Source organism: Tenacibaculum sp. Cn5-46 (assembly GCF_022347705.1).
Lineage (GTDB): Bacteria > Bacteroidota > Bacteroidia > Flavobacteriales > Flavobacteriaceae > Polaribacter > Polaribacter aiptasiae.
This window is the reverse complement of the sequence record NZ_JAKRGD010000002.1, coordinates 536,714-556,709: the sequence shown is the minus strand read 5'-3', so window position 1 is coordinate 556,709 and position 19,996 is coordinate 536,714. Positions and strand designations below refer to the sequence as shown.

Annotated in this window: 16 protein-coding genes and 1 pseudogene; 10 read left to right on the top strand and 7 right to left on the bottom strand. The window is 32.6% G+C overall.

Going from position 1 to position 19,996, the window contains the following annotated elements:
- A pseudogene (locus tag MHN29_RS06510) lies at positions 1 to 4,942 on the bottom strand (hypothetical protein); the annotation flags it as partial.
- A 415-nt stretch (positions 4,943 to 5,357) separates the two neighbouring features.
- Complete coding sequence (locus MHN29_RS06505; protein ID WP_235274188.1) at positions 5,358 to 5,945, bottom strand: riboflavin synthase; 588 nt, start codon at positions 5,943 to 5,945, stop codon at positions 5,358 to 5,360.
- A gap of 62 nt (positions 5,946 to 6,007) precedes the next feature.
- Here MHN29_RS06505 and pdxA point away from each other — a divergent pair, with 62 nt between their 5' ends.
- From pdxA to MHN29_RS06455, 10 genes are all read left to right on the top strand, one after another.
- Positions 6,008 to 7,042 (top strand): 4-hydroxythreonine-4-phosphate dehydrogenase PdxA, encoded by a 1,035-nt coding sequence (pdxA, locus tag MHN29_RS06500; RefSeq protein WP_235274189.1) that lies wholly within the window; start codon positions 6,008 to 6,010, stop codon positions 7,040 to 7,042.
- Positions 7,043 to 7,116: 74 nt separating this feature from the next.
- Entirely contained in the window at positions 7,117 to 7,656 is a 540-nt protein-coding gene (locus tag MHN29_RS06495; protein WP_235274190.1) for a DUF177 domain-containing protein, read from the top strand.
- Positions 7,657 to 7,664: 8 nt separating this feature from the next.
- Complete coding sequence (gene rpmF, locus MHN29_RS06490) at positions 7,665 to 7,859, top strand: 50S ribosomal protein L32 (RefSeq protein ID WP_150898450.1); 195 nt, start codon at positions 7,665 to 7,667, stop codon at positions 7,857 to 7,859.
- A 149-nt stretch (positions 7,860 to 8,008) separates the two neighbouring features.
- Positions 8,009 to 9,004: a beta-ketoacyl-ACP synthase III gene (locus tag MHN29_RS06485; RefSeq protein WP_235274191.1), complete on the top strand. Its 996-nt coding sequence runs from the start codon at positions 8,009 to 8,011 to the stop codon at positions 9,002 to 9,004.
- Between the two features lie 26 nt (positions 9,005 to 9,030).
- Positions 9,031 to 9,522: an acetyl-CoA carboxylase biotin carboxyl carrier protein gene (gene accB / locus MHN29_RS06480; protein ID WP_150898448.1), complete on the top strand. Its 492-nt coding sequence runs from the start codon at positions 9,031 to 9,033 to the stop codon at positions 9,520 to 9,522.
- Between the two features lie 65 nt (positions 9,523 to 9,587).
- A complete protein-coding gene (gene accC / locus MHN29_RS06475; RefSeq protein WP_150898447.1) occupies positions 9,588 to 10,925 on the top strand; it encodes an acetyl-CoA carboxylase biotin carboxylase subunit in 1,338 nt (445 codons plus the stop codon).
- A 111-nt stretch (positions 10,926 to 11,036) separates the two neighbouring features.
- Positions 11,037 to 11,897: a DUF2911 domain-containing protein gene (locus MHN29_RS06470; RefSeq protein WP_235274192.1), complete on the top strand. Its 861-nt coding sequence runs from the start codon at positions 11,037 to 11,039 to the stop codon at positions 11,895 to 11,897.
- A gap of 29 nt (positions 11,898 to 11,926) precedes the next feature.
- Positions 11,927 to 13,165: a 3-deoxy-D-manno-octulosonic acid transferase gene (locus MHN29_RS06465; RefSeq protein WP_235274193.1), complete on the top strand. Its 1,239-nt coding sequence runs from the start codon at positions 11,927 to 11,929 to the stop codon at positions 13,163 to 13,165.
- Positions 13,165 to 13,725, top strand: a complete 561-nt coding sequence (locus tag MHN29_RS06460; RefSeq protein ID WP_235274194.1) for a YeeE/YedE family protein — start codon at positions 13,165 to 13,167, stop codon at positions 13,723 to 13,725. The genes MHN29_RS06465 and MHN29_RS06460 overlap by 1 nt, the downstream gene beginning before the upstream one ends.
- Before the next feature lies 1 nt (position 13,726).
- Complete coding sequence (locus MHN29_RS06455; protein WP_235274195.1) at positions 13,727 to 14,140, top strand: DUF6691 family protein; 414 nt, start codon at positions 13,727 to 13,729, stop codon at positions 14,138 to 14,140.
- On the opposite strand, the gene MHN29_RS06450 is transcribed toward MHN29_RS06455, so the two are convergent.
- Genes MHN29_RS06450 through ileS form a run of 5 tightly spaced genes read right to left on the bottom strand, consistent with a single transcriptional unit; the run spans position 14,137 to position 19,894 of the window.
- Entirely contained in the window at positions 14,137 to 14,739 is a 603-nt protein-coding gene (locus MHN29_RS06450; protein ID WP_235274196.1) for a DUF4230 domain-containing protein, read from the bottom strand. The two genes, MHN29_RS06455 and MHN29_RS06450, sit on opposite strands and share 4 nt — an antisense overlap.
- A 53-nt stretch (positions 14,740 to 14,792) precedes the next feature.
- Positions 14,793 to 15,374, bottom strand: a complete 582-nt coding sequence (locus MHN29_RS06445; protein WP_235274197.1) for a lipoprotein signal peptidase — start codon at positions 15,372 to 15,374, stop codon at positions 14,793 to 14,795.
- 43 nt (positions 15,375 to 15,417) lie between these two features.
- Entirely contained in the window at positions 15,418 to 16,065 is a 648-nt protein-coding gene (locus MHN29_RS06440) for a hypothetical protein (RefSeq protein WP_235274198.1), read from the bottom strand.
- Positions 16,066 to 16,113: 48 nt separating this feature from the next.
- The gene (locus tag MHN29_RS06435) at positions 16,114 to 16,491 is read right to left on the bottom strand and encodes a TraR/DksA C4-type zinc finger protein (protein ID WP_150898439.1); all 378 of its coding nucleotides are present in this window, start codon (positions 16,489 to 16,491) and stop codon (positions 16,114 to 16,116) included.
- A 4-nt stretch (positions 16,492 to 16,495) separates the two neighbouring features.
- The gene (gene ileS / locus MHN29_RS06430; RefSeq protein ID WP_235274199.1) at positions 16,496 to 19,894 is read right to left on the bottom strand and encodes an isoleucine--tRNA ligase; all 3,399 of its coding nucleotides are present in this window, start codon (positions 19,892 to 19,894) and stop codon (positions 16,496 to 16,498) included.
- Between the last annotated feature and the right edge of the window lie 102 nt (positions 19,895 to 19,996).

Here is a 19,996-nt window from a genome sequence, read left to right as displayed (position 1 = left end):
CTGATTGCCATTGATAAGTTAAACTTCCTACACCACCACTGGCTGCAACATTTAAAGTCACTGCGCCATCTTTACAAACGGTCGTACTTGCCGCTGGCTCAGTATCAATGGTTGGTAATGCATTTACCGTCACTGTTGATTTACTACTGGTAATACTGGTACAGCCTGTTCCTGCATTGCTAACTACTACTTGATAATATAAAGTTCCTTCGGTTGAAGTTACTGGGCTATAACTCGCCGTTGTACCTCCTGTTCCTGTGGTTACATCACTATAAGGCCCTGCTAAACTTGTTGCTGATTGCCATTGATAACTCAAACTCCCTACGCCACCACTTGCTGCTACATTTAGAGTCACTGCTCCGTCTTTACAAACAGTCGTGCTTGCAGTTGGTTGAGTATCAATGGTTGGTAATGCATTTACCGTCACTGTTGATTTACTACTGGTAATACTGGTACAGCCTGTTCCTGCATTGCTAACTACTACTTGATAATATAAAGTTCCTTCGGTTGAAGTTACTGGACTATAACTCGCTGTTGTACCTCCTGTTCCACTAGTTACATCACTATAAGGCCCTGCTAAACTTGTTGCTGATTGCCATTGATAACTCAAACTTCCTACGCCACCACTAGCTGCAACATTTAGAGTTACCGCTCCGTCTTTACAAACTGTCGTGCTTGCAGCTGGTTGGGTATCAATTGAAAAAGCTTCATTAACAGTTATAGTTACTGATACTTTTGCACTCACACACACACCTACCGTGTTACTTACATAATACGTCTTTACTCCCGCTGAAGCTGTACTTGGCACAGTAGAAGCAGACAAAACTGTTGTTGCATCTGAATCATACCATGTTAAAACACCTGAACCTGTAGCTCTCATTGATAAAGGATCAGCTGTTGTTCCCTCACAATAAACTCTATTAGTTACAACTGGTAACGGTGCTTGTGCTTGTTCTATTATTTCTTGTTCTGCACTTGTTACACTTCCACAATTTTGCGAATCTGTCAAAACTATTTTATAAAACCCAGGTTGTAAACCTGTATAACTTCCATCACTATCTCCATCTGTTTGAGATGCTTCTATAAAAACTCCTCCCGAACTAGTAGCATATAAGAGGTTATAAGAATAAGGAGCTACTCCTCCTGAACCTGTTGCTGATAAACTTCCATTATTCGCTCCTTGACAACTATTCACGGAACTTAAAGCTGATAATGTTGCTGTTATACTTTCAACAATAGTAATAGTTATATCATCTGTACTTGGAGTACATCCTCCACTACTTACTGTCCATCTTAATATTGCCGTATCACCTGCATTAGCATTTGTTAAAGTTAGTGTTGATGTAGGACTATTAGGACTATCAAAAACAACATCTCCAGAAGACAACCCTGTACCACTTACAAAAGACCAAGTTCCTAATCCGCTCGTAGGAGCAGTTGCGGCTAATCTTGCATCCAATACACATAGATTCATTGCAGCTTGCCCTGCATCTGCCGTACTTGGTGCTTCGTGAACTGTTATTGTTATTTCATCTAATTTTTGACAATCTCCACTACCAGTTGTCCATCTAAATATATAGATCCCTGGATTTGTTAAACCTGTAATAGTAGTTGTTTGAGCATTTGGATTAGAAATCCCTATACTTGCCGCAGAAGGTAAACCTGCAGAACTTGTAGCTTGACTAAGCGATTCTCGATAAGTCCAAGTACCTGAAACTTCAGCTGCAGTTACAGAAACCGAACTTGTTGGTAAACATAATGATTGATCTGTCGTAGTTATACTTGCTGTATTAGTTAACGCATTATTAATTGTTACATCATCAGAAGAACCTACACAAGAAGAACCTCCTGGGATTGTAAGTGTATAGGTAAATACATAATTATTACCTGGAATAATTGTAGCCTTAGCCATATTTGCATTAATTGCTATTGGCGTAGGAGTATCTACCCCTGTAGAACTTTGAAAACTCCATGTACCTGTAGAACCTACAGTACCTTGTAATAAAACTTCATTAGCAGCACACAAATCTTGATCATTTCCAGCATTTGCTGGAGCCACAACATTAATTGTTAAATCTGCACTACTTCCTAAATTACATGTTGGATCAGCACTTGGATAAAGAGGAGAACTAGTCCACTTATACTCATACATTCCAGTTACCAAACCACTTATGGTAGCTGTTGGTGAATTTGCATCATTTATTGAAGGGGTATTCGGACCTGAAACCCAAACCCATTTTCCAACCCCTACAGTAACTGGGTTAGCATTTAATGTAGCCGTATTAGAGCAGGAAGCTATTGTTGGTGCAGCTACACTTGCTACGGTTGGAGTATTGGTTATTGTAAAAACAACTTTATCATTTATAAAACAATTTGCCGAAGAGACTCTCCATTCAAATTCATATTTTCCATCACTTAAGTTAGAAAACATTGCTGTAGGACTTGTTATATCTGTTACCGTCCAACCTGCGGGACCAAACGTTTGCACCCAAGTACCTCCTCCATTTGGATTTGCATCTGCTGCCATAGTTATCGTACTAGCTCCACAAATATCCTGATCTGCACCAGCTGAAGGCACAGAATTTAATAGCGATACGATTACAGTATCTTCGGTTATATTTAAAGGACAAGAAGTATTTGTTATCCTCCATTTAAACTCATAATTTCCTGGCACCAATCCTGTAATAGATGTAGACGCTGAGTTAACATCTGAAAAACTTGCTGTATTAGGTCCTGAAACTTGAGTCCAAGTTCCCATTTCTCCAGCAGTAATTGCTGTTGCGTTTAATGTAGTTGATGTACCCGATGTTAAACAAATATCTGAGCCTGCATTTGCCGTTGATGGACTTGTATTTCCTGTAGTTGATACAATAACTGAGTCATTTATACTTCCACAAGCATTTGATATTGTATACGTAAAGGTATAAACTGTTAAAGGACTTAATCCCATAACTAATGTCTTAGGATCTGTATCATCAACAATAGTTACTCCTGCAGAAGGGCTAACAGTCCATCTTCCTGCTTCATTTACTAGTAAAGCTGGACTTTGCAACTGATAACTTCCTGCACATACATTTACATCCGTACCTGCAAAATTTGCTGGGTGAGACGGAGGTCCAGTAGATACTATAACTGAAACTTCATCTGAATCTAAAGGATCAATTGTACTAGTTGGACCACTATTTATACTCCAACGAAAAACATAAGCACCTGCTACAAGAGAAGATAACTCAGCATTTCTATCAAAAACATCTGATATAACTGCTGTATTAGGCCCGCTAACCTGTGACCACATTCCTTCTCCTTGCACTGGTGTATTTCCTGCTAAGGTCGCTGTAGTTGTTGGTGTACATACATATATATCTGATCCAGCATTTGCATTCGTTGCTGGTCCAGAAATTTTTACTGTAATTTCATCAGCTGCATTCTCACATCCATTATTTACATCACCATTTGGTCGCCTAAGAACCCCTACAACATAAGTACCAATTTCTGTAAAAGTTAGTGTTAAATCTTTTCCAGATGATGAATTACCTGACGAGTTTGCACCTATCCCTACATAATTTGAAGTTGTAACTGGACCACTTAATATTTTATATCTAGTATTAGAACCTGTATTATCTCTATTGATCCCAAATTTTACGTCAACAGAACCAGAACTATCTAATGTTGCAAAGATACATTCCGATGGAGTTCCATCATCGGTCAACTCAACAAATAACGGTTGCTTAATAAATTTAATCCGTACATCTTTGGTTTTAAAACAATCTGAATTATTATCTGGACCTTTTACTGTATATCTAAATGTATAATTAACAAGATTTGCATTACCTCCAGCCGTTTGAGACAACCCTGTCACTAATGTCGTAGGCGAATTTGGATTTACTATTGTTACCCCTCCTGGTCCTGATACTTGAGTCCATTCTACAGTTTCTCCTGTCTTTTTTGGTGGATTAGCTACCAATAAATATTCTGTAGTTGGATTTGTATCACTATGACAAATTCTTATTACATCATCATCTATCAAACTATCTGCACTCGTAACTGAACCTGTTGGAGACGGAACAGTAACCGATACAGTGCTTGTCCCTGAAGCACAAGGACCTGACACCGTCCAACGAAAAACATAGGTACCTTCTATTAAATCATTAACTTTTGTATCTTTTTTATTTACGTTCTTAATTTCAGGGTTATTAGGCCCACTAACCAACTCCCAAAGTCCTTCCTGTCCATTAAACCCGTTTCCTCCATACGAACCATCTAAAGTTGCTGTTGTTGTTGCATCAAAGCATGGTTTTAATACTTGATCTGTACCAGCAGATACCACTGGATCCCCTCCTATATTTGTTACTGTTATTCTGGAAACTCCATCACAAGTAGTATTATCTCCATCGGAAATTCTCCATTCTAAAATAGTAGCTCCTGATGATTCTTGAGGCAAATTTATAATGGATGTTGGAGAATTCGAATTGGTTATTGTTAACCCTGCTCCATTAGAACCAATTATAGTCCAAGTACCTGTATAACCTACACTAGGAGTATTTGCCGCTAACGAATAAGTTCCAGGACAATTTGTTATATCAGTTCCAGCTGTAGCTGTTGGACTGGGTTTTACAGTATAAACAACATCTTGAAAAGTTGAAAGATCATCAGTACATACAGCCGTCAATCTAAATTTATATGTATTTCCTCCTGTTGCACCAGTAATATTTGGTTGATAAGCTGTAGGATCACTTATTCCTACAGTTGGACCAGCTATCTGAGTCCATAAAATAGTTCCGGGTTTTATATTTGCATCTCCAGACCCATCTAGTTTAAACTCTGCTCCTTCACAAATTTCCCCTCCAGCTCCTGCATTAATACTACAATTTTGTGACTGAACATTAAAATAACTTATTAACAGGAAAAATCCCATTAAAAATTTAATGCTTTTGTTCTTCATAAAAGTTTATTGATAGTTATTATATTCTTGTAGATATAAGGATATAATGTACCATAGATGCATATCTATTCTAACCCCAACTATATAATAGATAAATAAGATTATAACAATAATTTCATCTACGTATTAACCCCTATACATAGAAACCGTTATAGATTATTGAATCCATAACAATTAAAATTATTCTTGATTTATAAAAAGTCTAGAAGTTTAATTTTTTCGAAGTATAACAAACTACTCTTAAATGAAGATACGTGATTTAAGGCTCTTTTTCTCATGATTCCGGGGGCGGTTTAAATTTAAAAACGACATAAATATAATATTTTAAATCATAAACACCTACTAATCAACAAGAAAAGAAAACACCCCTTGTGTTTTTAACCACATTATATACACAAGGAGTTATTTTATATGATTACTGAAATTGCGTAAGTCTTGCTACATACTTACCTATTACATCAAATTCAAGATTAATTTCACTACCTATTCTAAGATTTTTAAAAGTAGTGTGCTCTAATGTATAAGGAATAATAGCTACACTAAATTCATCTTTTTTAGAATTCACTACTGTTAAACTTACTCCATTTATTGTTATTGAACCTTTTTCAATAGTAATATTATTTCCATCAAAATCGTAAGAAAAAGTAAAAACCGTACTTCCATCTTGATCTTGAATATTTTTACACACTCCAGTTTTATCAACATGACCTTGCACTATATGACCATCTAAACGAGCACCTAATTTCATTGCTCTCTCTAAGTTTACTTCATCACCACTCTTTAAACTACCAATATTTGTTTTATTAAGAGTCTCTTTAATAGCAGTAACCGTATATTCATTTCCAGAAATATTAACCACTGTTAAACAAACACCGTTGTGAGCAACACTTTGATCAATTTTTAATTCATTGGTAATATCACTTTGAATTGTGATATGTATATTTTCTTTATCTTTTTCTATACTTTTTACAGTTCCAAGAGTTTCAATTATTCCAGTAAACATTCTCTAAATTTTAGTTACTTTTGTTTGCATCAAAAATACAACTTTTACGCACGAAAGTAACTATGGATAATACAAACAAAATTATTGTTGGAATTTCAGTTGGAGATATAAATGGAATTGGTATCGAAATTATTTTAAAAACTTTCGAAGACAAACGTATGCTTGATTTTTGCACACCTGTTTTATTTGCTTCAAACAAACTAATCTCTTACCATAAGAAAAACCTTAAACTAAATAATAGTATCCATAGTATTAATTCTGTCGATAAAATTACTCATGGAAAGATAAACTTAGTAAATTCTTGGAAAGAAGAAGTAAAGATTGAGTTAGGTAAAACAACAAAAATTGGTGGTAAATTTGCACATAAATCTCTTAAAGCTGCAACTACTGCTTTAAAAAATGATGCTATTGATATTTTACTTACCGCTCCTATAAGTAAAGATAATATCCAGTCTGAAGAATTTAACTTCCCTGGGCATACAGAATATTTAGAAGAAAACTTAGAGGGTAAAAGTTTAATGATTTTAATGACCGATGAACTTCGTATAGGTTTAATAACTGGTCATATTCCAATTTCTCAAGTTGCAGAAACCATAACTCCAGAATTAATAGAAGCTAAGGTTGACATTATGCACACATCATTAAAACAAGATTTTAATATCAATAAACCTAAAATAGCTGTTTTAGGTTTAAATCCACATTGCGGTGACAAGGGAATTATAGGAAAAGAAGATGATGAAATTATCCGTCCAACTATAGCTAAAATTAAAGATTCTGGAAAATTAGTTTTCGGTCCTTATGCAGCTGATGGTTTTTTTGGTTCAAAAACATACAAACAATTTGATGGTGTTTTAGCAATGTATCACGACCAAGGTTTAGCCCCTTTTAAAGCTTTATCTTTTGGTAATGGTGTAAATTTCACAGCTGGATTGAGTAAGATTAGAACTTCACCTGATCACGGAACTGGGTTTGATATTGCAGGTAAAAATAAGGCTAATCCATCTTCATTCAAGGAAGCTTTATTTACCTCATTACAAATATTTAAGAACCGAAAACAACATAAAGAACTTACAAAAAACACGCTGAAAGTAAAATAGTTTATTTTTTTTAGGTAAAATATAAAAGTAAAAACATTTTTTATATCTTTGCACGCTCAAATTGATCATTATAAATGAAAGACTTAAAAGAATTCAACATACCTTTTGTAGGTTTAAAAGAAGGGAGTCATTTGTTTGAATATCAAATTGACAACACGTTCTTTGATGCATTTCAGTTTGATGAATTTAACAAATCAAACATAGACACTAATGTTATTTTCGTAAAGAAAAGTACTCTTTTTGAGCTTTCCTTTACTATTAAAGGAACTGTAAATGTTCCTTGTGACATTACAAATGAACCATTTGATTTAAAAATTGAGGGTAATTTAAACTTAGTTGTTAAGTTTGGACCTGAATTTGATGATGGACACGATGAAATTTTGATTCTTCCACATGAAGCTTATCAAATAAACATAGCTCAATATATTTATGAGTTAGCAGTTTTATCTGTTCCAAGAAAAAGAATTCACCCGAATGTAATCGATGGATCTATGGAATCGGATGCATTAAAGAGATTAGAAGAATTAAGAATAAACGAAGAAAAAACTGTTGAGGAAGAAGAATCAACAGACCCTAGATGGGATAAATTAAAGGATTTACTAACAGATAAATAAAATATAAGATGGCACATCCAAAGAGAAAAATATCAAAAACTAGAAGAGATAAAAGAAGAACTCACTATAAGGCTTCTGTACCTCAAATAGCTGTTGATCCTACTACTGGAGAATCTCATTTATACCACAGAGCTCACTGGCACGAAGGAAAATTATACTACAGAGGTCAAGTAGTATTAGAAGGTGCAGCTGCTGAGGCTTAAAAATTAGTTAAAAACATAAAAAACCCTCTTAAACAGAGGGTTTTTTGTGTTTTTAAATCAAAAATTAACGTTTTTGGTAATTTTTTCTATACAAAAGTGAAATAATTTTCATTTCTTTGAAAACTCGTTTTACGACAAAACAAACAACTATGACTAAAATAACTGCAGCTATCACAGCGGTAGGGAAATACCTTCCAGAATACGCTCTTACTAATAAAGAGTTGGAGACTATGGTAGACACCAATGATGAGTGGATTACTACCAGAACTGGAATCAAAGAAAGAAGGATTCTTAAAGGAGAAGGTCTTGGAACTTCTTTTATGGCCATAAAAGCTGCCGAGGATTTACTTCAAAAATCAAATGTTAAACCTGAAGAAATAGACATGGTTATTGTTGCAACTGCAACTCCTGACCTACCTGTAGCTTCAACTGCTGCCTACACTGCTTCACAAATTGGAGCCGTAAATGCATTTTCATATGATTTACAAGCAGCTTGTTCAAGTTTCTTATATGGTATGTCTACAGCTTCTAGCTACATAGAAAGTGGTCGTTATAAAAAAGTTTTGCTTATTGGAGCAGATAAAATGTCTTCGATCATCGACTATACGGATAGAGCTACTTGTATTATTTTTGGTGATGGTGCTGGTGCAGCATTATTTGAACCAAATGAAGAAGGTTTAGGTTTACAAGATGAATATTTAAGAAGTGACGGTATTGGTCGTGAATTCTTAAAAATTGAAGCTGGAGGTTCAATTTTACCTGCTACTGAGGACACTATAAAGAACAGAAAACATTTTGTTCATCAAGAAGGAAAAACAGTATTTAAATATGCTGTTTCTAATATGGCTGACGTATCTGAAAAAATGTTAACTAGAAATAACTTAACAAAAGATGATATTCAGTGGTTAGTTCCACATCAAGCAAATAAAAGAATCATTGAAGCTACAGCTAATAGAGTTGGGCTTGAAAGTGATAGAGTAATGATGAATATACATAAGTACGGAAATACAACATCTGCTACTTTACCGTTATTACTTGCAGATTATGAAAAAGAGTTGAAAAAAGGAGATAATTTAATTTTTGCTGCATTTGGTGGAGGCTTCACATGGGGAGCTATCTATTTAAAATGGGCATATAATTCATAAAAAACCAAACAACTAAAATTAGGAAAATGGATATTAAAGAAATTCAAAGTCTTATAAAGTTTGTAGCTAAATCTGGTGCAAGCGAAGTGAAGTTAGAAATGGAGGATATTAAAATCACCATTAAAACTGGAAGTGAAACTCCTGAAACTACAATTATTCAAGCAGCTCCACAAATAGCTGCAGCTCCTCAAATGGTAGCTCAAGCTCCTGTAGCACAGCCAGCAACTCCTGCTGCTGCTCCTGCAAATGATGCTCCTGCTGCTGAGGACGATTCAAAATACATTACAATCAAATCTCCAATTATTGGAACATTTTATAGAAAACCTTCTCCAGACAAGCCAAACTTTGCTGAAGTAGGAACTGAAGTAAAAGTTGGTGATACTGTTTGTATTATTGAGGCAATGAAATTATTTAACGAAATTGAATCTGAAGTTTCAGGTAAAATCGTTAAAATATTAGTAGATGATTCTTCTCCGGTAGAATTTGATCAACCATTATTTTTAGTAGATCCATCTTAATTAACATATAACTCTAAATAAGAAGTACTGTACTTTTTATTTAGAGTTTTTAAATTTTAGAACATATGTTTAAAAAGATATTAATCGCCAATAGAGGTGAGATTGCGCTACGCGTAATTAGAACCTGTAAAGAGATGGGAATTAAAACTGTGGCTGTTTATTCTAAAGCAGATGCAGAAAGTTTACACGTAAAGTTTGCTGACGAAGCTGTTTGTATTGGACCTGCTCCAAGTAACGAATCTTACTTAAAGATGGCAAACATTATAGCTGCTGCTGAAATTACAAATGCAGATGCTATTCACCCAGGATATGGTTTCTTATCAGAAAATGCAAAATTCTCTAAATTATGTGAAGAGCACGAAATTAAGTTTATCGGTGCCTCTGCTGAGATGATTTCTAAAATGGGAGACAAAGCTACAGCGAAAGCAACTATGATTGCTGCTGGTGTACCTTGTATTCCTGGTTCTGATGGTATTATTCCTGACTATGAAACTTGCGAACAGTTAGCTAATGATGCTGGTTACCCAGTAATGTTAAAAGCTACTGCAGGTGGTGGAGGTAAAGGTATGCGTGCTGTTTGGAAACAAGAAGATTTAAAAGATGCATGGGATTCTGCTCGTATGGAAGCGAAGGCTGCCTTTGGAAACGATGGAATGTACATGGAGAAATTAATTGAAGAGCCTCGTCATATTGAAATTCAAATTGTTGGAGATTCTTATGGTAAAGCTTGTCACTTATCTGAAAGAGACTGTTCTGTACAGCGTCGTCACCAAAAATTAACTGAAGAGACACCTTCTCCATTCATGACAGATGAATTAAGAGAAGCAATGGGTAAAGCTGCTGTAAAAGCTGCTGAATATATTAAGTATGAAGGTGCTGGAACTGTAGAGTTCTTAGTAGACAAACATCGTAACTTCTACTTTATGGAAATGAATACTCGTATCCAAGTAGAGCACCCAATTACTGAGGAAGTTGTTGATTACGATTTAATTCGTGAGCAAATTTTAGTAGCTGCTGGAGTACCAATCTCTGGTAAAAACTACTATCCTCAATTACACTCAATAGAATGTAGAATTAATGCTGAAGATCCTTTTAATGGATTTAGACCAGCTCCAGGAAAAATTACTTCATACCACGCTCCAGGAGGTCATGGAGTACGTGTTGACACGCATGTATATGCTGGTTATATGATTCCACCAAATTATGATTCTATGATTTCTAAATTAATTGTTACTGCACAAACTCGTGAAGAAGCAATTAATAAAATGAAACGTGCATTAGATGAGTACGTAATTGAAGGAGTTAAAACTACTATTCCTTTCCATAGACAATTAATGGATCACCCAGATTATATTGCTGGTAATTATACCACAAAATTCATGGAGGATTTCGAAATGAAATAGATATAAAAATAAAAAGGTTAATGAATTTTCATTAGCCTTTTTTTATACCCTTAATTTTATTGTAATCTTCTAACGTTTTTCACGTCTATTTTTCAATAAAATAACTTAATCATGAAAAATAGCATTTTAACTTTATTTCTATTTCTTACTCTACATAGTTTTTCTCAAATTGAAAAACCTAGCTTAAGCCCTAAAATTACAACCAAACAACAAGTGGGCTTAGCCAATTTTACTCTTGAATATGGGCAACCAAGCCGAAATAATAGAGAAATCTTTGGAGCTTTAATTCCCTATAAAAAACTATGGAGAACTGGAGCCAATGCTTCTACAAAAATTACCGTAAACAAAGAGGTATCATTTGCTAGTCATAAAATACCAGCTGGAACTTATGGTTTATATACAATTCCAGACACAAAAGAATGGACCATTATTATTCATAAAAAAAGTAACTTATGGGGAGCTGGTGGTTATCAAAAAGCTAACGATTTAATTCGTTTTACTGTTCCTGTAATAAAAACTCAATGCCTTGTGGAAACTTTACAGATAGGTTTTGAAAAATTTACTGTAAGTGGTGCTGATCTATTCATTACTTGGGAAAATTCAAAAGTTATTATTCCTGTTAGTGTAGATTCTGATGCAATTATACAGAATCAAATAAATGAAAAAATAATCAATTCTGAAACTCCTGTAAAAGCTCAAACATATTTTGACGCTGCTCAATATTATTATTTAAAAAATAAAGATTTAGAAACTGCCTTTAAATGGTTTAGCAAAGCTGTTGAACTAAGACCGGGTGCTTTTTGGTATGTATATTACAAAGCAGAATTAGCTCATGTTTTAAAGAAAAACGACATAGCTAAAGAAGGAGCTACAAAATGTTTAAAGGCTGCTAAAGAAAGTAAATCGTCTGACTATGGCTATATTGCTAAATGTTCATTACTATTAAAAGCTATAAACCATAATAAAAAATAACTTTCTTTTTTATTTCATAGATTCGCAGTATGAATTTGCTCTATAACTTATTGCTTTTTAAAGCATCAATCATACTGCCTCTTATTGCCTTATTTAATAAAAAAATAAGGCTTTTTGTTAATGGTAGAAAAGAAACATTCAGTAAACTTAACAGTATTAACTCTTCTGATAAAGTTATTTGGTTTCACGCTGCCTCATTAGGAGAATTTGAACAAGGTAGACCCATTATTGAAGAATTAAAAAAGCAATATATAAATCATAAAATTGTTGTTACATTTTTCTCCCCTTCTGGTTATGAAATCAGAAAAAACTATAAACTTGCCGATGTAGTTTGTTATTTACCCCTTGATACAAAAGCTAACGTTAGGAAGTTTATCAATCAAATACACCCAGAAATTGCTATTATTATTAAATATGAATTCTGGCCAAACCTATTATCTGAATTAAAAAAGCAAGAAATACACACTATTTTAATTTCTGGTATTTTTAGAAAGAAACAATCATTTTTTAAATGGTATGGTAGTTTTACAAGAAAAAAATTAAAAGCTTTTAATCACTTTTTTGTTCAAAATGAAATATCAAAACAATTATTATCTTCTATAAACCTTAACAATAGTACCATTGCTGGCGATACTCGTTTTGATAGAGTATACGATATCCTAAAACAAGACAATTCCATAGATTTTATTTCTGAATTTCAAAACAACCATTACACAGTAGTAGCAGGAAGTACATGGAAAGAGGATGAAAAGCTATTGGTAAACTATATTAATAACTTTGCTGATGATAGTGAGAAATTTATCATTGCACCCCATAATATAAACGAAAAGCAAATTTTAGAATTACAAAAGTCTATTCATAAAAAATCTGTATTATTTTCTAAAAAAGACAACTTAAATTTATCTGAATATCAAGTTTTTATTATTGATACTATTGGCCTCTTAACTAAAATATATTCCTATGCGGATGTTGCTTATGTTGGCGGTGGTTTAGCTACTGGGCTTCACAATATTTTAGAACCTGCTACTTATGGTATTCCTGTAGTATTTGGTGGAAAAAAATACAAGAAATTCAATGAAGCTACTGACTTACTTGATTTGAAGAGTGTTACAATTGTTACAAACAATGAAGATTTTTCTAGTATTTTTACCGCGTTAAAGAATGATAAAAAACTAAGGGAGCAAATGGGGAACACGAATCATAAATACATTAAAGATAATATTGGAGCTACAAAAGCCATTTTAAATTATATTAAAAACATATTATAATGGATATTTTATTTCAACCATGGGCATGGTATGTCTCTGGCCCTTTAATTGCTTTAGTTCTTTTTTTCTTTTTCTATTTTGGTAAAAACTTTGGTATATCTACTAACTTAGAAACCATGTGTACCATTGCAGGTGCAGGAAAGATATCTGATTACTTTAAAAAAGATTGGAAAGAGCGTGATTGGGCACTTGTTTTTATTGTTGGATTAATTATCGGAGGATATGTCGCTGTAAATTATTTATCTACTACAACTACTATTGATTTGAATCCAGATACCGTGAAAGATTTAGCTGATTTAGGTTTTTCTAACGCTGGTAATTCTTTTGTTCCTAATGAAATCTTTAGCATTGAAAGCATGCTTACTTTAAAAGGTTTTATAATATTACTTGTTGCTGGTATTTTTATTGGTTTTGGTACTCGATACGCTGGAGGTTGTACTTCTGGTCATGCAATAACAGGTTTGAGTAGTTTACAATTACCATCGTTAATTGCTGTAATTGGTTTTTTTATTGGTGGTTTATTAATGACATGGATTTTATTTCCTTTAATTTTCGGATAAGATGAAGAATTTAAAATTTTTATTACTCGGTGTTTTCTTCGGAATTGTTTTAACCAAATCTGAAGCTATTTCATGGTATAGAATTTATGAAATGTTTAAATTTCAATCTTTCCATATGTATGGAATTATAGGTTCTGCTGTAGGAATTTCTTTAATTTTAATGCACTTCTTTAAAAAAGGAACTATCAAAGATTACTTAGGAAATCAAATTACGATAAAAGAAAAGAAAAAAGGATTTATTAGAACTTTAATTGGCGGTACTATTTTTGGTTTAGGATGGGCTTTAGCTGGTGCTTGCCCCGCTCCAATTTTTGTATTAATAGGTCATGGTATATTACCAATTTTAATAGTCCTTATTGGTGCTATGCTCGGTGCTTTTATCTATGGATTATTAAGTAACAAACTTCCTAATTAATCTTTAATTAAAATAGCTTCTCTTATTTTAGAATTGGTATTATCTACTACTTCCCAATTATATATTTGAGATAGTTGATATAATTTAGATAATTCTTCAAATAAGCGTGTTTTAGCTTCTTTTTGTAAGTTAGACACCGTAATAGTTGATTTTATATTTTCGATTGATTTATCAGTAAGTTTATTCAATTCAGCTTTTGAAAAAGTATTAAACTTACTTTGTTGTAAATCGAAATACTTTATATCTGGAGATATTACTATTTCTTCCTCAGGAATTTTATTAATAATTATTTGTTTTGCAATACTATCTATTTGAATATCTAGTTTAGATAAATCATAGCCTACTTCAACTTTAGCATTGACAGATAACATTGCTTTTTTTTCGAAGGATAAATAGTTATAAAAGTATTTTTTTGTGTCTGTAAAACTGTACATTTCAGAAAAATTGCCTTCTGAAACTACTAACTTGCTTAAGTTTTGAATTCCGTTTAAAACTACTTTTATTTCTTCTTGTTGATGTTTCTCTTCTTTTCTTTCATACCAAAATTTTGCAATAAGAAAGCCTAATAAAAAAACAGCAATGTACTTTAAGAGACGCATAGATTTTATTTTCTATAAATATAGAAAATCTGTAATAAGTATAATTTTAAAAACTAAGCTTCTTTTTCTTCTTTAGGAAATGCTTGTTTGTTAAATAAGAATAATAATGCTACTCCAATGGTTATCCATGAATCAGCTCCATTGAATATTGCATTAAAAAAAGTAAAATTTTCTCCTTCATAAATTGGGAAATACAACATATCTACAACTTTTCCATAAAATAACTCTCCGTAAGGTTTATCTGAAAACAATGTTGCTACATTATGATATGATGAATCAAAAATTACTCCATAGAAAACAGAATCAATAATATTACCTACGGCTCCTGCTAAAATTAATGATATGGCTACTACTACTGCAGTATGTGCTTGTCTTTTTATAGTTTGCCATAACCAGTAAATAATTCCTGATACCGCAACAACTCTAAACAATGTTAAAAATAATTTACCTGCTTTTCCACCAAACTCAAACCCCCAAGCCATACCGTTATTCTCTGTAAAATGTATTTTAAACCAATCGCTAAATACAACGACTTCTTCTCCTAATTGGAAATGAGTTTTTACATATATTTTACTAATTTGGTCAATTAATATTGCCAAAATTACGGTAAGTATTGCTATATTTTTTTTAGACATTTTGAGATTTTAATAGCAACAAAAATAAGAAAAGTATTGGTTTTTATTCTCTTATTAGAATAACATTAGCATTTATTGATTTTACTTTAAAATTAGGGCTAGAATTTATTTCCTTTTCATAAAATTTATTACTCATTTTCTTATTATTTAAAGTAAATTTCCCATTAGTAGTTTCAACATCTATATTCCTATTTTTATTCAATTTTGCATAAACATTTCCTAAGAATAGTTTTACCAAAATATCTCCTTGGGCTTCGTTTAATTTTACATTTCCTTTTTCTATAAAAACAGACAAATCTCCTTTGTAGCTTTTTGATTCTACCCCTACTGTTTTCCCATAAATAATAACTTTTTTGCCTTTTGGGACTTTAACAACTGCACTTGCTCTTTCTATACGCTTCGTTATATACTTCCTAAAAACTCCATTATCAAAAGCTTTAAAATTTAACTTAAATCTAATTCTGACTTCTTCTCTATCTTCTTGTATAAGGATTACATGTGAATTTGGATTTTCATCTAATAGGACTACCTCTAATTTATTTTCTAAAGAATTTTCTATAATAACATCATCCAACCCATCAGTAATAATTTCTATTACCTCTGCTTGTATATTTTTCTGCTTTATTAACTTTTCCTGTGAAAAAATTAAAAAACTTGAAAATATGAAGATGAATATCAAAAAGTTTCTCATATAAAAAAAGCCTCTTTTATAGAGGCTTTATATTTTATTTATAATTTTTTATTGTTTACGTTTAGCTTCTATGCTTAAAGTTGCATGAGGAACTAATTTTAAACGTTCTTTTTGGATTAATTTACCTGTAACTCTACAAACTCCGTATGTTTTATTTTCAATACGAATTAGGGCATTTTTTAAATCACGAATAAATTTTTCTTGACGAATGGCTAATTGCATATTTGCTTCTTTTGCCATTGTATCAGATCCTTCTTCAAACGACTTGAAAGTTGGTGAAGTATCTTCAGTTCCGTTGTCGGCTCCATTTTTATATGAATCCTGTAATAGTCTTAAATCTTCTTCAGCGTGTTCTATTTTCTTTAAAATGATTTCTTTAAATTCTTGTAGATCACCGTCAGAGTATCTTACTTTAATATCATCCATAACGCTATATTTTTTCTATTAACATTTTACTTTTGATGGCATCGAATTCAATATCCGTACCAGTCTTTAAATCATCAACAAAAACTAACGTATCTGTTAATGTTTCAGCTTTTATATAGTTTTCATTTGCTATAACCGAATTCTCTAAATCGGCAGCTTGTAAAATTGTTAACTTTATTTTATCAGTTACATCTAAACCGGTCTCTTTACGTGCGTTTTGAATTCTATTAATTAATTCTCTTGCAACTCCTTCTTTACGTAAATCATCATTAATTGTAACATCTAAAGCTACGGTTAAACCTTCAGCATTTGCTACCAACCAACCTTCGATATCTTTGGATGAAATCTCTACATCAGCGGTTTCTAAATTAATGATTTTATCATTAATTTCAATGGAAATACTCCCTTCTTTTTCAATTTTAATTATTTCTTCTTGACCGAATTTTTGTATCTCACTAGAAATCAACTTCATATCTTTCCCAAACTTAGGTCCTAAGGCTTTAAAGTTTGGTTTAATTTGCTTAACTAAAATACCTGAAGCATCGTCTAATAGCTCTATTTCCTTAACATTTACCTCAGATTTAATTAAATCTGCTACAGCTAAAATTTCTTCCCTTTGAGTTTCCCCTAATACAGGAATCATTATTTTTTGTAATGGCTGACGTACTTTGATTTTTTCTTTAGCTCTTAACGATAAAACTAATGAAGAAATAGTTTGTGCATTTTCCATTTTACGCTCTAACGATTTATCAACTAAATCTGCATTGTATTTTGGAAACTCTGCTAAATGTACACTTTCAAAACCTTCAGTTCCTGTAGCCTTAATTAAATCTTTATATAATTTATCCATAAAGAAAGGTGCTACTGGAGATCCAAGTTTAGCTACAGTAACCATACAAGTATATAACGTTTGATATGCTGAAATTTTATCTTGAGCATATTCTCCTTTCCAAAAACGCCTTCTACATAAACGAACATACCAGTTACTTAAGTAATCTTGAACAAAATCAGAAATTGCTCTTGTTGCTTTTGTTGGTTCATACTCTGCATAGAATTTATCTACTTTTTGAACCAATGTATTTAACTCTGATAAAATCCAACGATCAATCTCTGGTCTATCTTGTATTGCTATCTCTTCTTCACTGTAGGTGAAGTTATCAATATTAGCATATAAACTAAAGAATGAATAAGTATTATACAATGTTCCGAAAAACTTTCTGCTAACCTCTGTAATTCCGTCTAAATCGAACTTTAAGTTATCCCATGGATTCGCATTTGATATCATGTACCAACGAGTAGCATCTGGACTATATTGATCTAATGTTTCAAATGGATCAACTCCATTTCCTAAACGTTTAGACATTTTTTGTCCATTCTTATCTAGTACTAATCCATTTGATACAACATTTTTATATGCTTTATCATCAAAAACCATAGTAGCTATTGCATGAAGTGTATAGAACCAACCTCTAGTTTGATCTACTCCTTCAGCAATAAAATCTGCTGTTTTCCACCCTTCTTCTACTAATTCTTTATTTTCAAATGGGTAGTGCCATTGTGCATATGGCATTGAACCAGAATCAAACCAAACATCAATTAAGTCTGATTCACGTTTCATAGGCTCACCGCTATCTGAAACTAATGTAATTTTATCAACTACATTTTTATGTAAATCTACTTTGTCATAATTTTCTTCAGACATATCTCCTGATACGAAATCAGCAAAAATATCCTCGGTCATTACACCAGCTTCTACTGAACGCTGCATTTCTTCTTTCAACTCAGCTATAGAACCTATAATTTTCGCTTCTTTTCCATCTTCTGTTCTCCAAACTGGTAATGGAATTCCCCAAAAACGTGAACGCGATAAGTTCCAATCGTTTGCATTCTTTAACCAATTACCAAAACGACCTGTTCCTGTTGCTTCTGGTTTCCAGTTAATTTCTTCATTTAAAGAATACATACGTTCTTTTACATCAGTTACTTTGATAAACCAAGAATCTAATGGATAATATAAAATTGGCTTATCTGTTCTCCAACAATGTGGGTAACTGTGTACATATTTTTCTACTTTAAAAGCTTTATTTTCTTCTTTTAATTTGATTGCTATTTGTACATCTACAGATTTTTCTGGAGCTTCTCCTTCAGTATAATACTCATTCTTAACATACATTCCTGCAAACTCTCCCATATCTCTTGTAAATTTCCCTTGCAAATCTACTAATGGCACTAAATTATCGTTTGCATCTTTTACCAACATTGGTGGTACTCCTGCATCTTTAGCTACCAAAGCATCATCTGCACCAAATGTAGGTGCAGTATGTACAATACCTGTACCATCTTCTGTAGTAACAAAATCTCCAGGGATAACTCTAAATGCCTGCTCTGGTGTTTCATGAGGCAACGCATACGGCAATAATTGCTCGTATTTAATTCCTACTAAGTCTGCTCCTTTACATTCCGCCACAACGCAATAAGGTATTTGCTTATCTCCTGCATTATAAGTAGCCAAATCTGCTTCATTTTCAACCGCTTTAAACTTTTTACCTGCAAATTGTTTTCCAACTAATGGTTTTCCAAGTATTACTTGAATTGGCTCAAATGTATATTGATTAAATGTTTTAACTAATACATAATCTATTTTTGGACCAACTGTTAAAGCTGTATTACTTGGTAAAGTCCATGGAGTTGTAGTCCATGCAAGGATATGGATATCTCCTCTGTTTTCTAGAAAACTTGGTAAAGTTTCATTAACTGCTTTAAACTGTGCTACAACTGTAGTATCTGTAACATCTTGGTAAGCTCCTGGTTGATTTACCTCATGTGAACTTAATCCAGTTCCTGCTTTTGGTGAATATGGTTGAATTGTGTACCCTTTGTACATCAAGTCTTTGTTGTATATCTGTTTTAACAACCACCATACTGTTTCCATATATTTAGATTTATAGGTTACATATGGATCTTCCATATCTACCCAATAACCCATTTTTTCTGTTAAGTTATTCCAGATATCTGTATACTTCATTACAGCTTTTTTACAAGCAACGTTGTATTCTTCTACTGTAATTTTAGTACCAATATCTTCTTTAGTAATTCCAAGTTCTTTTTCTACTCCTAACTCAACTGGTAATCCATGAGTATCCCATCCAGCTTTACGTTTAACTTGAAATCCTTTTAATGTTTTATAACGGCAAAAAATATCTTTAATGGTACGTCCCATTGCATGGTGAATCCCTGGTAAACCATTTGCAGAAGGTGGTCCTTCAAAAAATATGAACGGTTTGTTGTCATCACGTGTAGTTATACTTTTTTCAAAAATGTTGTTTTCCTTCCAATAATTAAGGATTTCTTCAGCAACATTTGGCAAATTAAGCCCTTTGTATTCAGTAAACTTCGTACTCATTTTTTTATAATATTAATTGAATGTGCGAAATTACGTATTTTCTTGTAATTGTTGGGGTTGCCTTATAAAAAATGTATACTAATTTTAAGCTTTTTGGCGTTA